Raw genomic sequence first — 16,661 nt, forward strand, 5'->3', positions numbered from 1 at the left:
GCGCCGAGCCGGGCCCCACGGGTCCTGTCGTGCGGACGCATGCCGTGCGGGCCAGTATGCGCCCTCCGGAGCTCCCGCGACACCGTCAGGACAACGGTTCTGACGCCGGAGCGGAGACCGGATCAGCTGATGGCGCGGCCCGGGCGGCAGCCGGCCGCGACCGCGGCCAGCAGCAACTCCCAGGCGTCGGTGACGACGGCCAGCTCGAACCGCGCCAGCGCGTGCGCCCGAGCGCGCGGGCCGAGCGTGCCGGCGCCGGCGAGGACGCTGTCGAGGGCCGCGCTGAGCGCCGCCGGGTCGTCGTGCCGGGCGAGCCCGCCGGTGATCCCGGGACGGACCACCTCGCGGACCCAGCCGACGTCGGTGGCCGCGCACGGGAGGCCGGCCAGCGCCGCCTCGATCAGCACGCCGGGCAGCCCCGCGCCGGCACCGGGCGCACTGGTGAGCAGCAGCGCGTCGGCAGCGCGGTAGAGCGTGGCGGGGTCGGGCAGTTCACCGAGCAAGGTGACTCCGGGGGCGGCCGGCACGGCGAGCGGCCCGCTGCCGGCCAGCGCGAGGTGCACGCCGGGCACCCCGGCGGCCACCCGCACGGCCAGGTCGGGACGTCTCCCGGCGTCGAGTGCGCCCACCCAGGCGACCAGCGGCCCGTACGGCGGCAGGCCGAGCGAGGCTCGGGCGGCCCGCCGGTCGGCGGCGTTCACGGCGGGCGGATAGCGGTCGGCGGCCCGGGCGTCGGGGAGGGTGACCACCTGGTCCGGGGCCAGCCGGAAGCGCTCCAGCAGCACTGCCCGGGCACCCTCGGCGGGCGCGGTCACCGCACCCGCCCGGCGCAGCAGCAGCCCGGTGCGCAGCCGGCTGCCCCGGCCCGCCGTCCACCGCCGCGGCGTGTCGAGGCCGGCGCTGACGTACGGGCGGCCGGTGCCGAACACGGCGACGGCACACGCGGGTAGTGCGCCGGCGCCGTGCGCGACCACCACGTCCGCTCGGCGTGCGGCGGCGCGCAGGGCGCGCAGCGCGGCGGGGTGGTGGCGGGTGGACCCGAGGACAGCGCGCCCGGCCGCGGCGAGGGCGTCCGGGGTGAGGGCGCACAGCTCGGACGGGCGTCCACGCCGGCGCAGCTCGGCGTGCAGGTCGCGGGCGAGCCGCTGCGGGCCGTACGGGCGGGGGTCGGCCATGACGTGCAGGACGCGGGGAACTGACTCCGGGTCAGGCTCTGTCATGTACCGAACCCTGACACAGGCCGGGACGGTCGGTGGCACTTTCGGCACACTCCGCAGCCGCCGAGGACGGCGGGACCGACGAGACCGACGAGACCGACGGCGAGACCGACGGGGCCGGCAAGACGGCAGGACGAAACCCGAGGGGACCCGCGGTTTCTGGCGAACGATCAGGATTAGCCAGCGCGGGTGACACCGGCTGGACCGCGCTTCCCCGGCTTGGCCAGGATGGCCGGGCGAGGGAACGAGGCGTTCCCCCCTCGATTCCCTGTCGATCCACCTGGAGTCAAGCCGTGTTCAAGGGCTTCCGCAGCTTCCTGCTGCGCGGAAACGTCGTCGACCTCGCGGTCGGTATCGTCATCGGCGCGGCCTTCACCGCCGTCGTCACCGGGTTCGTCACGGCCTTCCTGACGCCACTGGTCGGGGTCGCCACCGGCATCGTCGGCGACGTCAGCCAACACGCCTTCACGGTCGCGGGCACCAGGTTCCCGTACGGCGCCTTCCTCAACGCGCTGATCAGCTTCGTGCTGGTCAGCGCGGTGATCTACGCCGTGGTGGTGGTCCCGGTCAGCCGACTGCAGGCCCGGCTGGAGCGGGCGAAGACGTCCGAGCCGGCCAGGACCGACTGCCCGGAGTGCCTCAGCCGGATTCCGGCCGCGGCGAAGCGCTGCGCGTTCTGCGCCTCGGAGGTGGCGGGACGACCCGGCTTCCCAGCTCAGACGATGCACCACGGCTGATCGACCGCTGACCGCCCAGCTGACCGGCCCCAATTGGAACACATGGGCGCAGCGTGTTCCAGTCGTACGTCTATGTGTTCGAATGACCGGAAATCGACGGCGCTATGTCCGATGTTCTCCTGATTCGGGCCCTTTGCGTGAGCGAAGAGTGTGTAAACACTTGAACTACCACCCCTCCCAGTCTCCTCAGGGGAACAATCTGGGCTTACGGTATGCCCCATGACCTCGCCCCGCTCCTACGACGGAGTCGGCTACTACCCTCCGTCCTTCTCGTCGGGCACGCCCATCTACGACAGCTTGGTCGCAGAGCGCGGAGTCCCCCAGATCGCGCCGATCAACGTGCCTGCCGCGCTGCCCCCCGCCGCGCCGCAGGCGGGTCCCGGCTACGGCTCGGCCTTCGAGGCCACCAGCCTGCTGCCGGCCCTGCCGCCGGCCCGGCTGGCCCTCGGCCCCGGTGGCGGCAGCCCCGCCCCCAGCTACCCGGCGCCGCAGCCGCCCACTCCCAACTACGGCGGCCAGCCGTACCTGCCCGGGCAGCGCATGCCCGCCGCGCCGATGACGCCCGGCTACCCGCAGCCGGCCGCGCCGCAGGGCTGGGAGCAGCAGCCGGGCAACTTCCGGCCCGGCCCCGCCGCGCCGGTCACCCCGGTCCGGCCGGTACCGCCGCAGCAGTTCTTCCAGCACCCGGGCCAGCCGGCCCAACCGCCCTACCCGCAGGGGCAGTTCGGCCAGCCGGGGCAGGCCTACCAGGGGCCGGCCTACTGACCATCAGGACCGGTCAGCCGGACCGAGGGGGATTCGGTCATCCACGGGCCGTTCGGGACGCCACGAGGCGGTGTCCCGAACGGCCCGCGCGCATCCGTGCAGGTCCGGGTGAGCCCCGGCGGCCTGGCAGGATGGGGCCATGCCTCTCCTTGCCGGTCTGCACCGATACCCCGTCAAGTCGATGTACCGACAGAGCCCGTCCGAGGCGGCCGTTGAGCCCTGGGGTCTGGCCGGTGACCGGCGTTGGATGCTGGCCGGCCCGAACGGCCAGGCGGTGACCCAGCGCGAGCTGCCCGCGATGGGGCAGTACCGCGCCGAACTGGCCGAGGACGGCTCGCTGCTGGTCACCTCGCCGGACGGCGACCCGCTGCGAGTGCCCGTGCCTTCCCCCGCCACTGGCGCGCCGCGCGTCGTGGGTGACGTCTTCGGCAGCCGGTTCGCCGCCAGCGAGACCGAGGAGAAGGTCCGGCTCTGGTTCGCCGAACGGCTCGGCGAGGTCCGGCTGCTGCACCTGGACGACCCGCTGGCCCGCCCGGTCGCCGCGGCCTTCGGCGCGCCCGGCGACACCGTCAGCATGGCCGACGGCTTCCCGTTGCTGGCCACCACCACCGCCTCCCTGGCCGCGCTCAACTCCTGGATGGCCGAGGAGGGTTACCCCGCGCTGCCGATGGAACGGTTCCGCCCCAACCTGGTGATCGAGGGCACCGAGCCGTGGGAGGAGGACGGCTGGCGTCGGCTGCTGGTGGGCGAGTTGGAGTTCCGCGCCGTCAAGCTCTGCGGCCGCTGCGTGATCACCACCACCGACCAGGAGACCGGTCTGCGGCAGGGCCCGCAGCCGCTGCGCGCGCTGGCCGCGCGCCACCGGTTCGACCGCAAGGCCGCGTTCGGCGTCAATCTGATCCCGGTGCGACCCGGCGGGGTGACCGGGGACCGGCTGGGCACCGTCCGGCTGGGCGACCGGGTGACGGTACTGGCCCGTGGCGAGCGGCTGCCGGCGGCCTGACTCCCCGTCCCGGGGTGAGCCCGGCGGGCCGGCCGGACACGCTACCGTGGGCCCACAGTGAACAGCGGAAAGGCGGGACAACGGAACGTCATGGGTGAGCACAGGGTCCGGGTCACGCAGGACAGCGGCTCGCGCTGGCGGCGCCGGGCCGGGGAGTACGAGACGCTGCGCGAGGCGATCGCCGCCGCCGAGCCCGGCGACACCATCACCGTGCGCCCCGGGGTGTTCCGGGAGAACGTCGTGCTCGACAAGCCGGTCACCGTGCTGCCCGCCGAGGGCCCGGGCACGGTCCGGATCGACCCGCCGTCCGGGATCGCGCTGACCATCACCGCCGCGGCCTCGGTGCGCGACCTGGTGATCGAGGGTTACGACAGCTCGACCGCGGCGATCCTGGTCAGCGGGCCGGAGGTGACCGCCCGGCTGACCGGCTGCCGGGTGGACACCCACTCCGCGGTGGGCATCGAGGTGGACGGCCGGGCCGAGGCCCTGGTGACCGCCTGCACCGTCAGCAACCCGTCCGGGCTGGGCCTGCGGCTGCGCGGGGGCGCCTCCGCGGTCTTCGAGGAGTGCGAGGTGGCGGCCGCCGGGCAGGCCGGGCTGGCCGTGCTGGAGGGGGCCGGCGCCAGGCTCGCCCGTTGCCGGCTGCACCACGCCGCCGGCGCCGGGGTACTGCTCACCGACGCCGGCAGCCTGGCCGAGCTGACCGGCTGCGAGATCTACGAGATCCGCGGCAGCGGGGTGCAGGCCGAGGCCAAGGCGGCCGGCCGGCTGGCCGACTGCGCGATCCACCGGGTCACCGGCAACGGCCTGACCCTGGACACCGAGGCGGAGCTGACGCTGACCGGCTGCCGGCTGCACGAACTCCCGGAGAACGCCGCCGACCTGCGCGGACGCTCGCTGCTGAGGCTGGAACAGACCACCGTGCGGGCCTTCGGCCGGGGCGCGCTCTCGGTCTGGGACCCGGGCACCACCGCGGAGGCCACCGGCTGCGAGATCTCCGACAGCACCGGCGACTACCCGGCGATCTGGGTCAGCGACGGCGCCCGGCTCAATCTGGCCGACTGCTCGCTGTACGACCTGCCGGACGCCCTCTTCGTGCTGGACCGGGACTCCCGGGCCACCGTCACCGACACCTCGTTCAGCCGGATCCGCAGCTCGGCGGTCTCGGTCAGCTCGGGCGCCTCGGTGGAACTGGCGCGCTGCCGGGTGCAGGAGGCGGGCACCGGGTTCTGGTTCCGCGACCACGGCAGCGGCGGGGTGCTCACCGACTGCGAGATCGCCGACGTGGCCACCGGGGTGATCGTCACCAAGGGCGCCGACCCGGTGCTGCGCGAGTGCACGGTCCGCGGCAGCGCCGAGGCGGCGGTGTACGTCTCGGCGCAGGGCCGGGGCAGCTTCGAGGACTGCCGGGTCACCCAGGGTCGGGGCTTCGGCTTCCACATCATCGACGGCTGCCGTAGCGCACTCACCCGCTGCCGGGCCGAGCAGAACGCCCGGGCCGGCTTCGAGTTCTCCGAGCCGGGACCGGTGGTGGCGGGCTGCACCTCGGACGACGTCGGCCCGCCCGCGCCACTCGCACCACTCGCACCACTCGCCGAGGCGCTCCCGGCGCCGCGCACCGCGCAGTTGACCACGGCCGCCGCCGCACCGGCGGCCCCGCTGATCGCGCCGATCCCGGACTGCCGCCCGGCCGACGAGGCACTGGCCGAGCTGGACGCGCTGACCGGCCTGGCCACCGTGAAGCAGGAGGTACGCACCCTGATCGACCTGATCTCGGTCGGCCGGCGGCGCCGCCAGGCCGGGCTCAAGGCCCCCTCGCTCCGCCGCCACCTGGTCTTCACCGGCTCCCCCGGCACCGGCAAGACCACGGTGGCCCGGCTCTACGGCGAGATCCTCGCCTCGCTCGGGGTGCTGCAGCGCGGCCACCTGGTCGAGGTGGCCCGGGTCGACCTGGTCGGCGAGCACGTCGGCTCCACCGCGATCCGCACCGCGGCCGCCTTCGACCGGGCGCGCGGCGGGGTGCTCTTCATCGACGAGGCGTACGCGCTGGCACCCGAGGACGCCTCCCGGGACTTCGGCCGGGAGGCGATCGACACCCTGGTCAAGCTGATGGAGGACCACCGGGACGAGGTGGTGGTGATCGTGGCCGGCTACACCGCGGAGATGGAGCGGTTCCTCTCCGCCAACCCGGGGGTCTCCTCGCGCTTCTCGCGGACCGTCGCGTTCCCCGACTACTCGGACGCCGAGCTGCTGGAGATCACCCGCACCCAGTGCCTGGAGCACGAGTACCAGCTGGCCGAGGCCACCGCCACCGCGCTGCTCGACCACTTCGCGACGCTGGACCGCGGGCCCAACTTCGGCAACGGGCGCACCGCACGACAGGTCTTCGAGACCATGGTGGAGCGGCACGCGATGCGGGTCGCCCAGCTGGCCACCCCGTCCACCGAGGAACTCCAGCTGCTGGTCCCGGCCGACCTGCCCCTGCCCCGGAACTCCTGAGCTGATCAGACCGCCCGGTCGCCGACCGGGCCCGGCGTGGCAGGATGGGCAGGACAGCTGGAGCACTGAGAGGCGGGGCGGCGTCCGTGGCCGACAACAGCAACCTGCTCGCCGAGCAACGCCGGGCACTGATCCTGGACGAGGTGCGTCGGCGCGGCGGTGTGCGGGTCAACGAGCTGACCCGCCGGCTGAACGTCTCGGACATGACGATCCGCCGCGACCTGGACGCACTGGCCCGGATCGGCGCGGTGGAGAAGGTGCACGGCGGTGCGGTGCCGGTCGAGGAGGCCCGCACCCACGAGCCCGGCTTCGAGGCGAAGTCCTCGCTGGAGCTGATCGCCAAGGAGGAGATCGCCCGGACCGCGGCGGCGCTGGTCACCCCCGGCAGCGCGATCGCCCTCTCGGGCGGCACCACCACCTTCGCGCTGGCCCAACACCTCACCGAGGTCGGTCAGTTGACCGTGGTGACCAACTCGGTCCGGGTGGCCGACGTGTTCGATCGGGCGCAGCGGCAGGGCGACGGCGGCGGCACCACGGTGGTGCTCACCGGGGGCGTGCGGACGCCCTCGGACGCGCTGGTCGGCCCGGTGGCGGACCGGGCGATCCGCTCGCTCCACTTCGACCTGCTCTTCCTGGGCACCCACGGCCTCTCCCCCGAGGCCGGGCTCTCCACCCCCAACCTGGCGGAGGCGGAGACCAACCGGAACTTCGTGGCCTCCGCCCGCCGGGTGGTGGTGGTCGCCGACCACACCAAGTGGGGGACGGTCGGGCTCTCCACCTTCGCCCAGCTGGCCGAGGTGGACACCTGGGTGACCGACGCCGCGCTCCCGGAGGAGGCCGCGGCGACGGCCCGCGAGTACGTCCGCGAGCTGCTGCTGGCTCCGCTGCCGGCCGAGCGGACGGACTGAGCGGACCTTCAGGCGAGGGAGATCGCGTAGTACTTGAGCTCGGCGTCCTCGTGGGTCAGCTCCAGGCCGGCCGCCAGCATCACCCGCTGCGAGGGCAGGTTGTCATGGTCGGTGTCGCCGAGCAGCCGCGTGACGCCCCAGTCGGCGGCCACCGCGACGATCCCGCGGACGGCCTCGGTGGCGTAGCCCCGGCCGCGGGCCGACTCGGCCAGCCCGTAGCCGATCGCCACCGCGCCGTCCGCGTCGGGGGCGCCGTGGAAGCCCAGGCCGCCGATCGCCCGCCCGTCGGCGCGCAGCCGGATCTCGTAGCCGCCGAACGGGTGGACGTCGCCACCCGCCGCGGCGCGACCCTTGAGGAACATCCCGGCCCCGACCCGCTCGCCCTCGGCCGGGTAGTCGGGGGCCCAGTTGTCCCCGGGCCCGGCGACGCCGGCGGCGACGCGCTCCGCCTCGGCGGCGGTGAGGGGGTGCAGGATCAGACGCTCGGTCAGTAGATCGTTCATGACGGTGTGACTATCACAGCGGCCACTAGGCCGACCAGTGGTTTCCGGCCAGGAAGGACTCCAGCGCGTGCTGGTAGGGGGCGATGTCCAGGCCCTGCCCGGCCAGCCAGGCGTCGGAGTAGTACTTGTCCAGGTAACGGTCGCCCGGATCGCAGATCAGGGTGACCACGCTGCCCCGCTCGCCGGCGGCCCGCATCTGGCCGACGATCTTCAGCGCGCTCCACAGGCCGGTGCCGCTCGAGGCGCCGGCCTTCTTGCCGAGCACCCGCTCCAGCACCCGCACGGCGGCAACCGAGGCGGCGTCGGGGACCTTCATCATCCGGTCGATCGCCCCGGGCACGAAGCTCGGCTCCATCCGGGGCCGGCCGATCCCCTCGATCCGCGAGCCGCGCTCGCAGGTCGCGTGCGCGTCGTTCGCCGCCCAGCCCTCGAAGAAGCAGGAGTTCTCCGGGTCGGCCACACAGATCCGGGTGTCGTACTGCTGGTAGCGGACGTACCGGGCGATGGTGGCGGAGGTGCCGCCGGTGCCCGCGGTGGCAACGATCCAGGCCGGCTCGGGGTGCGGCTCCAGGCGCAGCTGGTGGAAGATCGACTCGGCGATGTTGTTGTTGCCCCGCCAGTCGGTGGCCCGCTCGGCGTAGGTGAACTGGTCCATGTAGTGCCCGCCGGTCTCGTCGGCCAACCGGGCGGACACCTCGTACACCTCGGACGGGTCGTCGACCAGGTGGCAGCTGCCGCCGTGGAACTCGATCAGGTCGATCTTGGCCGGGCTGGTGGTCCGGGCCATCACCGCGATGAACGGGATCCCGATCAGGGCGGCGAAATAGGCCTCGGAGACCGCGGTGGAACCGCTGGAGGCCTCGATCACCGGCTTGCCGGGACGGATCCAGCCGTTGCAGAGGCCGTAGAGGAAGAGCGAGCGGGCCAGCCGGTGCTTGAGGCTGCCGGTCGGGTGGGTGGACTCGTCCTTGAGGTAGAGGTCGATCCCCCACTCCGCGGGCAGCGGGAAGCGCAGCAGGTGGGTGTCGGCCGAGCGGTTGGCGTCGGCCTGCACCTTGCGCACCGCCTCCTTCAGCCAGGCGCGGTAGTCGGCATCGGAACGGTCCACATCCACGGTTTCCATGCAACCGATGGTAACAAATGATTACGATAAGTAACTATTTCCGTAACTCCAGCTTCCGCTTATTCGCACGGGCCCGCCGACGCCGTTGCGGGGGCGGCGCCGACGAGCGGCGGCCGTCCAGCCACCGGCGCCGGGAGCAGCCGGGGTGCCAGCGGCTACTCCCCGGGGCTCACGGCCGGCGGCGGCCTCGCCGCGCGGTATTCTGCGGCATGCCCCTGCTCCGCCTCCCCGCCGCCGACCGTTCCCCCACCCGCTGGCGCAACGGCGGCGGCGTCACCCGGGAGATCGCCTCGGCCCCCGACGGCTCCTGGCGGGTCAGCCTGGCCGAGATCGCCGCCGACGGACCGTTCTCCACCTTCCCCGGGCTGGCCCGGATCCTCACCGTGGTGGCCGGCTCCGGCCTGGAACTCACGGTGGGCGACGAGCCGCCGGTCCGGCCCGCCCCGCGCACGCCGTTCGCCTTCCCCGGCGACGTCCCCACCAGTGCCCGACTGCTCGGCGGTCCGGTCAGCGCGCTCAACGTGATGAGCCGCGGGTTCACGGCGGATGTCCGGCTGGTCGACGCCGGCGCCCCCGTCGAGTTGCTCCCGGCCCCGGGCGGCCTCCTGCTCGCCGTCGAACTCACCGGCTACGACGCCGTGTTGGCCACTCATCCGGGCGAGCCCGGTGGGCTCCCCGGCCCGGCCGCGCTGATCGCCCTGACGCCCCCGACCTGACCGGGTAGTGTGAACTGGTGCCTGCCGCCCAGGAGTTCCGCCGACGCTCCGCCCGGGTCCTGCTGCTCGACGGCGCGGACCGGGTGCTGCTGCTCAAGTTCCACGTCGACCCCGGCGATCCGGCGGCCGGCCACGGCTGGTCAACTCCCGGTGGCGGCATCGAGGAGGGCGAGCAGCCGGCCGAGGCCGCCGCGCGGGAGTTGCGCGAGGAGATCGGACTGACCGTCACCCCGGCCCGATTGGGGCGACTGGTCGCCGAGACCTCCGGCTACGCCGATCTCGGCTGGGCCGCCGGGCAGTTCGAGGACCTCTACTTCCACCTCCGGGTCGCCGACCACCGGGTCGACACCAGCGGTCAGCTCGCGGACGAGCGCAGGTACCATGCCGGGCACCGGTGGTGGACGATCGACGAGCTGGCCGCGACCCGCGAGACCGTCCATCCGCTGGGCCTGACCGGGCTGTTGGCCGAACTGGTCGCCGGAAGGATCCCCGAGCGCCCGGTCCGGCTGCCCTGGCAGCACTGACGCCTGGTCAGCTCACCTCGTCGGTGGGCGGCCTGAGGTCCCAACCGACCAGCTCGCGCAGTTGCTCGGCGGTCACCCCGTCCGGCAGCGGCCGCGGCGGCTCGTGGCGGAACGGCGGCTGCCAGCCCTCGTCCTCGGTGAAGCGGCGGACCACCCGGGCCGGGGCACCGGCCACCACGGCGTGGTCGGGCACCTCGCCGCGGACCACCGAACCGGCCGCCACCACCACGTTGCGGCCAAGCCGGGCGCCGGGCAGGATCACCGCGCCCGTGCCGATCCAGCTGCCCGAGCCGATCTCCACCGGTTCGTTGCGGGGCCACTGCTTGCCGATCGGCAGCGTGGTGTCCCGGTATTCGTGCGCCTGGTCGCTGATGTAGACGTTCGGGCCGGTCCAGACGTCGTCGCCGAGCACGATCGACTGGTGGCCGACCAGGTGGCTGCCCCGGCCGATCACGCAGCCGCCACCGATGGTGACCACCGGGTCCGGGCCGAGGTCCAGGCCGGGCAGGAAGCCCGCCGATATGGTGACCTGCTCGCCGATGATGCAGAACGGGCCGATCGCTATCGACTGCTCGTTGAAGACGGTGCCCAGCGGGAAGGCCAGCTTGCTGCCGTCGCCGAGGGTGTGGAACCGGTACGGCCCGGGGTTCCGGTTGGACACCGCGCCGGCCTCCCGCAGCCAGCGCCAACCGCGGTGCACCGCGCGGCCCGCGGCACGACGGGTCCGGGTCCGAACGGCGGAGTACAGGTCAGCGGTGATCGGCATGGGCACACCGTAGCGGCCGGGCGGGCCGGGCGGCCGGGCGGGGGACCAAGGTCACATCCCCGCTCGCACCGCCCGGCCGGACGCCTGCCGCGGTCAGCCCTCGACGGCCCAGCGGGCCGGCCGCTTCTCCAGGAACGACCGCATGCCCTCCTGCGCCTCCGGCGAGCCGAACAGCCGCGCGGACTGCTCGACCCGGGCCTCCGCGTCCTGCCCGAAGGAGCGCAGCACGTCCGCGGTGACCAGCCGCTTGGTCTCCGCGAGCCCCTGCGGCGAGGCCAGCCGCAGCGCGGCCAGCACCGTGCCGAGTTCCGCCTCGGCCACCTCCGGCGTCTCGGCGGCGAAGCTGATCAGCCCCATCCGGGCGGCCTCGGCGGCGTCGAAGGTCTCACCGGTCAGGTAGTAGCGGGCGGCGGCGCGCGGCTCCAGCTTGGGCCGCAGCGGCAACGAGATGACGGCCGGCGCCAGGCCGAGCCGGACCTCGGTGAACGCGAAGGTGGAGGCCGGCCCGGCGATCGCCAGGTCGGCCGACCCGAGCAGGCCGAGCCCGCCGGCCCGGACGTGCCCGTTGACGTAGGCGATCACCGGCTTGGGGCACTCCACGATGGCCAGCTGGAGGTCGACCAGGCCGCGCGGACCGACCGTCGGGTCGTCCCCGGTCGCCTCCGAGAGGTCGGCACCCGCGCAGAACACCTTGCCGGTGTGCCCGAGCACGACCGCCCGGACGTCCGGGTCCTTGGCCGCGTCCGCCAGCCCCTGCGTCAGCTCGGCCATCAGCCGGGTGGAGAGCGCGTTGCGGTTGTGCGGGGAGTCGAGTTCGAGCGTGGTGACGACTCCGGCCGTGCTGACGCGGACGAGGGGTGCTTCGCTGGTCATCGGGGTGGACCTGCTTTCCGGTATCCGAGATGAGGGTGGGTCGGACGGGCTGGGAAGACTCTGGCACGCCGACCCCGGATCGATCCAGAGCCCCCGGCGCCACAGAACCGACCAGCCCGGCGGGACCGGTCGGCCCGGCCGGCCCGGCCGGCCCAGCCCCGACTCGTGGGCCGGCACCACCAGTTGCGCCCGTTCCCGCTCGGTGAGCGGCTCCAGCCCAGCCAGCCGGCCCGCCGCCGGCCGTGCCCGGCGCTGCTCCCTCGGGAGTACCGGGGACCTCAGCGCGAGGCGAGCGCCGCCAGCCGCCGGGCCGCCGCGTGCTGGCGCAGGACCTGCGCGAAGGTGGTGTGTCCCTGGGTGGTCTGCGCGAACGCCCGCCAGGCCGGCCCGACCAGGCAGACCGCCGCGTGGAACAGGTGCGGCCGGCGCTCGAAGGCCTCCAGCATCAGCTGGCCGGCGCGCATCTCCACCCCCAGCCCGGCCTTGATCGCGAAGGCGTAGTTGAGCGCCTGCCGGCGCACCTCGACCGGGCTGCCCGCCTCGGCCACCTGGACCGCCCACTCCCCGGCCAGCCGGCCCGAGCGCAGCGCGTACGAGATGCCCTCCCGGGTCCACGGCTCCAGCAGCCCGGCCGCGTCGCCGGCCACCAGCACCCGGCCGCGGGAGAGCGGCGACTCCTCGGCCCGGCAGCGGGTCAGGTGCCCGGATTCCACGGACGGGGTGAATCCGGCCAGGCCGAGCCGGGCGATGTAGTCCGCCAGGTACCGCTTGGTCCGCTCACCGTCACCACGGGCCGAGATCACTCCGACGGTCAGGCTGTTGGTCTCGGTCTTGGGGAAGACCCAGCCGTAACTGCCGGGCAGCGGTCCCCAGTCCAGGTGGATCCGGCCGGCCCAGGCCCGGGCGACCCGCTCGGGGACCGGGATCTCCGCCTCCAGACCGAGGTCGATCTGCCGGAAGGTCACTCCGACGTGCCGGCCGATCCGGCTGGCGCTGCCGTCCGCGCCGACCACCGCGCGGGCCCGCACCGAGCGCCCGTCGGCGAGGGTCACCACGACCGTGCGGCGGTCCTCGCCGGGCTGCTGGTCCACGCCGGTGACGGTCGCCCCGGTCACCAGCACCGCGCCGGCCGCCACCGCGGCCTCGACCAGGCGCAGGTCGAACTCGGCGCGGTTGACCAGGCCGAAGAGCATCCGCGGGGAGCGCCGGGTGCGGGTGAAGCGGCCGTTCAGCGCGAAGGTGACCGCGTGCACCCGGTCCTGGAACGGGATCCGGAAGCCGGGCGGCAGGCTGTCCCGGGACGGGCCGATGATGCCGCCGCCGCAGGTCTTGTAGCGGGGGTGCTCGGCCTTGTCGAGCAGCAGCACCCGGCGACCCTGCGTCGCCGCCGCGTGCGCGGCCGAGGAACCGGCCGGGCCGGCGCCGACCACCACGACGTCCCACACGCCGTCCAGCGGGTCGGCGGTGGCGTCGGGCTCGCCGACGGCGTCCGTGACGGTGGCGTCGGGCTCCACCGCTGAACCGGGGTCGGCGGAGTGGGCCGGGTCGGTGCGGAGGCTGGGGTCGCTGGGGCTACCGGAGTCTGTCACACCGAGCAATCCTATGGGGCGGCCGGAGCTGCCCCCGTCCCGGCATCACAACGGCCGTCCGAGCCCTGCGCATATGCTCGTCGGTGTCCGCATCCCCACGCACGGAGAAGCCATGACCTCGCACGATCTCGCCGCCGCCGTACACTCGCTGCTACCGCGGGCCAAGTCCGAACTGGCCGAGCTGGTGGCCTTCCGGTCGGTCGCCGACCCGCGCCAGTTCCCGGTCGAGGAGTGCCGCGCGGCGGCCCGCTGGGTCGCGGACGCCTTCGCCGCCGAGGGCCTGACGGACGTTCGCCTGCTGGACACGCCGGACGGCACCCAGTCCGTCTACGCCGAGCTGCCGGGGCCGGCGGGCGCGCCGACCGTGCTGCTCTACTCGCACTACGACGTGCAGCCGCCGCTCGACGAGAGCGCCTGGACCACCCCGCCGTTCGAGCTGACCGAGCGTGACGGACGCTGGTACGGCCGCGGCTCGGCGGACTGCAAGGGCAACATCCTGATGCACCTGACGGCGCTGCGGGCGCTGCGGGCCGTCCACGGCGACACCTTCCCGGTCGGCCTGAAGGTGATCGTGGAGGGCTCCGAGGAGCAGGGCACCGGCGGCCTGGAGCGCTACGCCGAGGCCCACCCCGAGCTGCTGACCGCCGACGCCATCGTGATCGGCGACGTCGGCAACTTCGCCGCCGGCCTGCCCACCGCCACCGCCACCCTGCGCGGCATCACCGAGGCCGAGATCGAGGTCGCCACGCTGGCCGGCAACCTGCACTCGGGCTCCTTCGGCGGGGCCGCGCCGGACGCGCTCGCCGCGCTGATCAAGGTCCTCGCCTCGCTGCACGACGAGCACGGCAACACCACCGTCCAGGGCCTGCCGGCCGACCGGGGCTGGTCCGGCGTCGAGTACCCGGAGGACCGGTTCCGGGCGGACGCCAAGGTGCTGGACGGGGTCGAGCTGATCGGCACCGGCGGGATCGCCGACCGGCTCTGGGCCCGCCCGGCCGTCACCGTGGTCGGCATCGACGTGCCGCCGGTGGTCGGCGCCACCTCCTCGGTGCAGGCCCGCGCCAAGGCGCTGGTCAGCCTGCGGGTGCCGCCGGGCATGTCGACCAGGACCGCCCAGCAGGCCCTGGTCGCCCACCTGGAGGCGGCCGTCCCGTGGGGCGCGCAGGTCACCGTGACGCCGCTCAAGGGCGGCGAGCCGTTCGCGGCCGACACCTCGGGCCCGGCGTACGAGGCGCTGGGCGCGGCGATGCGCGAGGCGTACGGGACCGAGATGGTGGTCTCCGGCGAGGGCGGCTCGATCCCGCTCTGCAACACGCTGCGCTCGCTCTACCCCGAGGCGGAGATCGTGCTCTTCGGCGTCGAGGAGCCGACCACCCAGATCCACGCGGTCAACGAGAACCTCGACCCGACGGAGCTGGAGCGGATGGCCCTCGCCGAGGCCCTCTTCCTGCGCGGCTACGCCGAGGCCCGTCGCCAGGAGCGCTGACGGCGGCCCCCGGTGGGGACGCGGCACCCGTCGCGTCCCCACCGGGCCCGGACGGCGAGTCCCAGCGCGCCGGTCACCGCTCCCGCGCCCGCGCCGAAGCAGAGGTCGGCGATCGGGTCGCGCGGCGCCCCCGGCCCGCGCACCCGCGCCGCCCGGGTGAGCCGCCGCGCGGCACCGACGGCGGCGGCGAGGCCGACCACGACGCGGCCGGCCTGCCGCCCGGGCGGGTTCGCTCCCGTCCCGGGCGCCGCGACCCGTGGCAGCTCGCGCGCCAGGTGGCAGCCCAGCACGGCCAGCGCCACGGCGGACGTCCCGTACTGCAACACCGTGTACCCGGGCACGCCGGCCACCTCACGGTTGAGTGCCGGCAGCAGCCGGACCCCGGCCCGCCCCTGATGGGTGAACGCGTCCCACCCCACGTGGCCGGCCGCCCCGATCGCGGCGGAGAGCGCGAACGCCACCGCCCACGGCTCGGGCAGCAGCGCGAGCAGTGGTCGCCGGACCGCGCCCTGCCACCCCGCCACCAGCAGCCCGGTCAGCGCGACGTCCAGCGTCGGGATCGCCCACCAGCGGTGGGTCAGCCTGCCGTACCGGTGGACGCCGGGCAGCCAGGACTCGGCGAAGAACGGCAGGTCCGGCGCGATCGACCCGGCGACCAGCGCCGACGCGAGCAGCGGCCCGCGCCCGCGCAGTCCGCGCAGCAGCGGCAGGACGGCGGCCGGATGGCTGAACGTGAACGCCATGGCAACCATCCTGCCCCCGCTCAGCGCCGTCCGCCGAGCCCCTGCGCCGCCGGCCGGCCCGCCTCCAGGTACTCCGGCCCGTCCTGGGCCCGGGCCGCCAGCGCCGCCGCCAGCCGGCGGTGCCGGCCGGGGGCGAGCAGCCGCTCGGCCTCCGCCAGACTGACGAACCGCCAGGCCCGCAGCTCGTCCACCGGCAGCCGCAGCCGCTGCCGCTGGGCCGCCGTCAGCCGTCCACCGTCGTAGACCAGCCGCATCCCACCGCGGCGCGGTCCGTTCCGTGGCTCCCAGTCGACCACCAGCAGCCGCAACCGACCGGGGTCCAGCCGCAGGCCGAGTTCCTCCTCGATCTCCCGGACGGCCGCGCCGGTCGGCGGCTCACCGAGTTCGACCACGCCACCGGGGAACTCCCAGCCGGGCTTGTAGACCGGGTCCACCAACAGCACCCGGTCCCGCTCGTCGAAGAAGAGCACCGCCGCCGCCACGGTGTCCGCCGAAGGGTCGAGGCTGGGCACGATCGGACAGCGCGCCGACCCCTCCTTGATCCGCAGCGCGAGGACCTCGGCGACCTGGCGCGGGGTCAGCCGCGCGGTGTCGACCACCTGCGCGTCGCGATGCAGCCAGCCCCGGGCCTGCTGGTAGACGGGCAGGTGGCGCAGCCGCCGGCGACGGCAGCGCTCGCTCGCCTCGGGGTCGCCCGGCACTTCCTCGCTCCGCACTATCCGCTCGCGCAGGATCGTTTCCTCAGCGTCCAGCACGAAGTGGTGCACCGACAGGCCGCGGGCAGCCAGCTCGCCGAAGATCTCGTCGCGGTACTCCTGGCGCAGCAGCGTCATCGGAACCACCAGCGGCCCGGGCACCTCGGCCAGCATCGCCACCGCCACCTGCGGCACGAGTCTGCGCCAGGAGGGCAGGTCCTGGAAGTCGGTGACCCGGTCCAGCCGCTCCCGGGGCAGCAGGACGCGCAGCGCCTGACCGACCTGCTCCGGATCGTAGAGTGTGCTGCCGGGCAGCAGTTGGACCAGTTCGCGGCAGGTGCTGGTCTTCCCCGCGCCGAACGTCCCGTTGACCCAGACGATCACGAGTTCCCCTGACCTCGGGCGGCCCGCGCGCCGTTCGCGCCGGGCGGCAGCCGGACCGCTCGCGCGCGGCGGCCCGCCTCCCCGGCGTACCCCCCGCGCGCCGGGCAGACCGGCACCACCCCGGGTGGTA

16 protein-coding genes are annotated in these 16,661 nt (G+C 74.5%); 8 read left to right on the top strand and 8 right to left on the bottom strand.

Annotated elements, in window-relative coordinates:
* Positions 1-122: 122 nt before the first annotated feature.
* Complete coding sequence (locus tag ACIGXM_RS32820) at positions 123-1,220, bottom strand: glycosyltransferase family 4 protein (protein WP_396567388.1); 1,098 nt, start codon at positions 1,218-1,220, stop codon at positions 123-125.
* 290 nt (positions 1,221-1,510) lie between these two features.
* Between ACIGXM_RS32820 and mscL the strand changes: the two genes are divergently transcribed.
* The 5 genes from mscL to ACIGXM_RS32845 all read left to right on the top strand — a co-directional run bounded on the left by mscL (position 1,511) and on the right by ACIGXM_RS32845 (position 7,129).
* The gene (gene mscL, locus ACIGXM_RS32825) at positions 1,511-1,954 is read left to right on the top strand and encodes a large conductance mechanosensitive channel protein MscL (RefSeq protein ID WP_396567390.1); all 444 of its coding nucleotides are present in this window, start codon (positions 1,511-1,513) and stop codon (positions 1,952-1,954) included.
* A 219-nt stretch (positions 1,955-2,173) separates the two neighbouring features.
* Positions 2,174-2,719: a DUF6643 family protein gene (locus ACIGXM_RS32830; protein WP_396567392.1), complete on the top strand. Its 546-nt coding sequence runs from the start codon at positions 2,174-2,176 to the stop codon at positions 2,717-2,719.
* A gap of 139 nt (positions 2,720-2,858) precedes the next feature.
* Positions 2,859-3,722: an MOSC domain-containing protein gene (locus ACIGXM_RS32835; protein WP_396567394.1), complete on the top strand. Its 864-nt coding sequence runs from the start codon at positions 2,859-2,861 to the stop codon at positions 3,720-3,722.
* Positions 3,723-3,812: 90 nt separating this feature from the next.
* Positions 3,813-6,221 (top strand): right-handed parallel beta-helix repeat-containing protein, encoded by a 2,409-nt coding sequence (locus tag ACIGXM_RS32840; RefSeq protein ID WP_396567396.1) that lies wholly within the window; start codon positions 3,813-3,815, stop codon positions 6,219-6,221.
* 86 nt (positions 6,222-6,307) lie between these two features.
* The gene (locus ACIGXM_RS32845) at positions 6,308-7,129 is read left to right on the top strand and encodes a DeoR/GlpR family DNA-binding transcription regulator (protein ID WP_396567398.1); all 822 of its coding nucleotides are present in this window, start codon (positions 6,308-6,310) and stop codon (positions 7,127-7,129) included.
* Positions 7,130-7,137: 8 nt separating this feature from the next.
* Here ACIGXM_RS32845 and ACIGXM_RS32850 read toward each other — a convergent pair whose 3' ends face one another.
* Positions 7,138-7,632, bottom strand: coding sequence for a GNAT family N-acetyltransferase (locus ACIGXM_RS32850; protein WP_396567400.1), 495 nt, complete (start codon positions 7,630-7,632; stop codon positions 7,138-7,140).
* 25 nt (positions 7,633-7,657) lie between these two features.
* Positions 7,658-8,755: a PLP-dependent cysteine synthase family protein gene (locus ACIGXM_RS32855; RefSeq protein ID WP_396567402.1), complete on the bottom strand. Its 1,098-nt coding sequence runs from the start codon at positions 8,753-8,755 to the stop codon at positions 7,658-7,660.
* Between the two features lie 209 nt (positions 8,756-8,964).
* Between ACIGXM_RS32855 and ACIGXM_RS32860 the strand changes: the two genes are divergently transcribed.
* Complete coding sequence (locus tag ACIGXM_RS32860) at positions 8,965-9,471, top strand: HutD family protein (RefSeq protein WP_396567404.1); 507 nt, start codon at positions 8,965-8,967, stop codon at positions 9,469-9,471.
* 17 nt (positions 9,472-9,488) lie between these two features.
* Complete coding sequence (locus ACIGXM_RS32865) at positions 9,489-9,995, top strand: NUDIX hydrolase (RefSeq protein WP_396567406.1); 507 nt, start codon at positions 9,489-9,491, stop codon at positions 9,993-9,995.
* Between the two features lie 7 nt (positions 9,996-10,002).
* Here the strand turns inward: ACIGXM_RS32865 and ACIGXM_RS32870 are convergent, their stop codons facing one another.
* From ACIGXM_RS32870 to ACIGXM_RS32880, 3 genes are all read right to left on the bottom strand, one after another.
* Complete coding sequence (locus ACIGXM_RS32870; protein ID WP_396567408.1) at positions 10,003-10,761, bottom strand: acyltransferase; 759 nt, start codon at positions 10,759-10,761, stop codon at positions 10,003-10,005.
* A 93-nt stretch (positions 10,762-10,854) separates the two neighbouring features.
* Positions 10,855-11,634, bottom strand: coding sequence for an enoyl-CoA hydratase family protein (locus tag ACIGXM_RS32875; RefSeq protein WP_396567410.1), 780 nt, complete (start codon positions 11,632-11,634; stop codon positions 10,855-10,857).
* A 278-nt stretch (positions 11,635-11,912) separates the two neighbouring features.
* On the bottom strand, positions 11,913-13,148 hold the full coding sequence (locus tag ACIGXM_RS32880) for a geranylgeranyl reductase family protein (RefSeq protein ID WP_396567445.1): 1,236 nt from the start codon (positions 13,146-13,148) through the stop codon (positions 11,913-11,915).
* 187 nt (positions 13,149-13,335) lie between these two features.
* Between ACIGXM_RS32880 and ACIGXM_RS32885 the strand changes: the two genes are divergently transcribed.
* Positions 13,336-14,709, top strand: a complete 1,374-nt coding sequence (locus ACIGXM_RS32885; RefSeq protein ID WP_396567412.1) for a dipeptidase — start codon at positions 13,336-13,338, stop codon at positions 14,707-14,709.
* Here ACIGXM_RS32885 and ACIGXM_RS32890 read toward each other — a convergent pair.
* On the bottom strand, positions 14,679-15,452 hold the full coding sequence (locus ACIGXM_RS32890; RefSeq protein ID WP_396567414.1) for a DUF4184 family protein: 774 nt from the start codon (positions 15,450-15,452) through the stop codon (positions 14,679-14,681). The genes ACIGXM_RS32885 and ACIGXM_RS32890 overlap by 31 nt on opposite strands.
* 20 nt (positions 15,453-15,472) lie before the next feature.
* Positions 15,473-16,531 carry an NUDIX domain-containing protein gene (locus ACIGXM_RS32895; RefSeq protein WP_396567416.1) on the bottom strand — a complete coding sequence of 353 codons (1,059 nt, stop codon included), beginning with the start codon at positions 16,529-16,531 and terminating at the stop codon, positions 15,473-15,475.
* Positions 16,532-16,661 lie beyond the last annotated feature (130 nt).

The organism is Kitasatospora sp. NPDC052896 (assembly GCF_044547075.1).
Lineage (GTDB): Bacteria > Actinomycetota > Actinomycetes > Streptomycetales > Streptomycetaceae > Kitasatospora.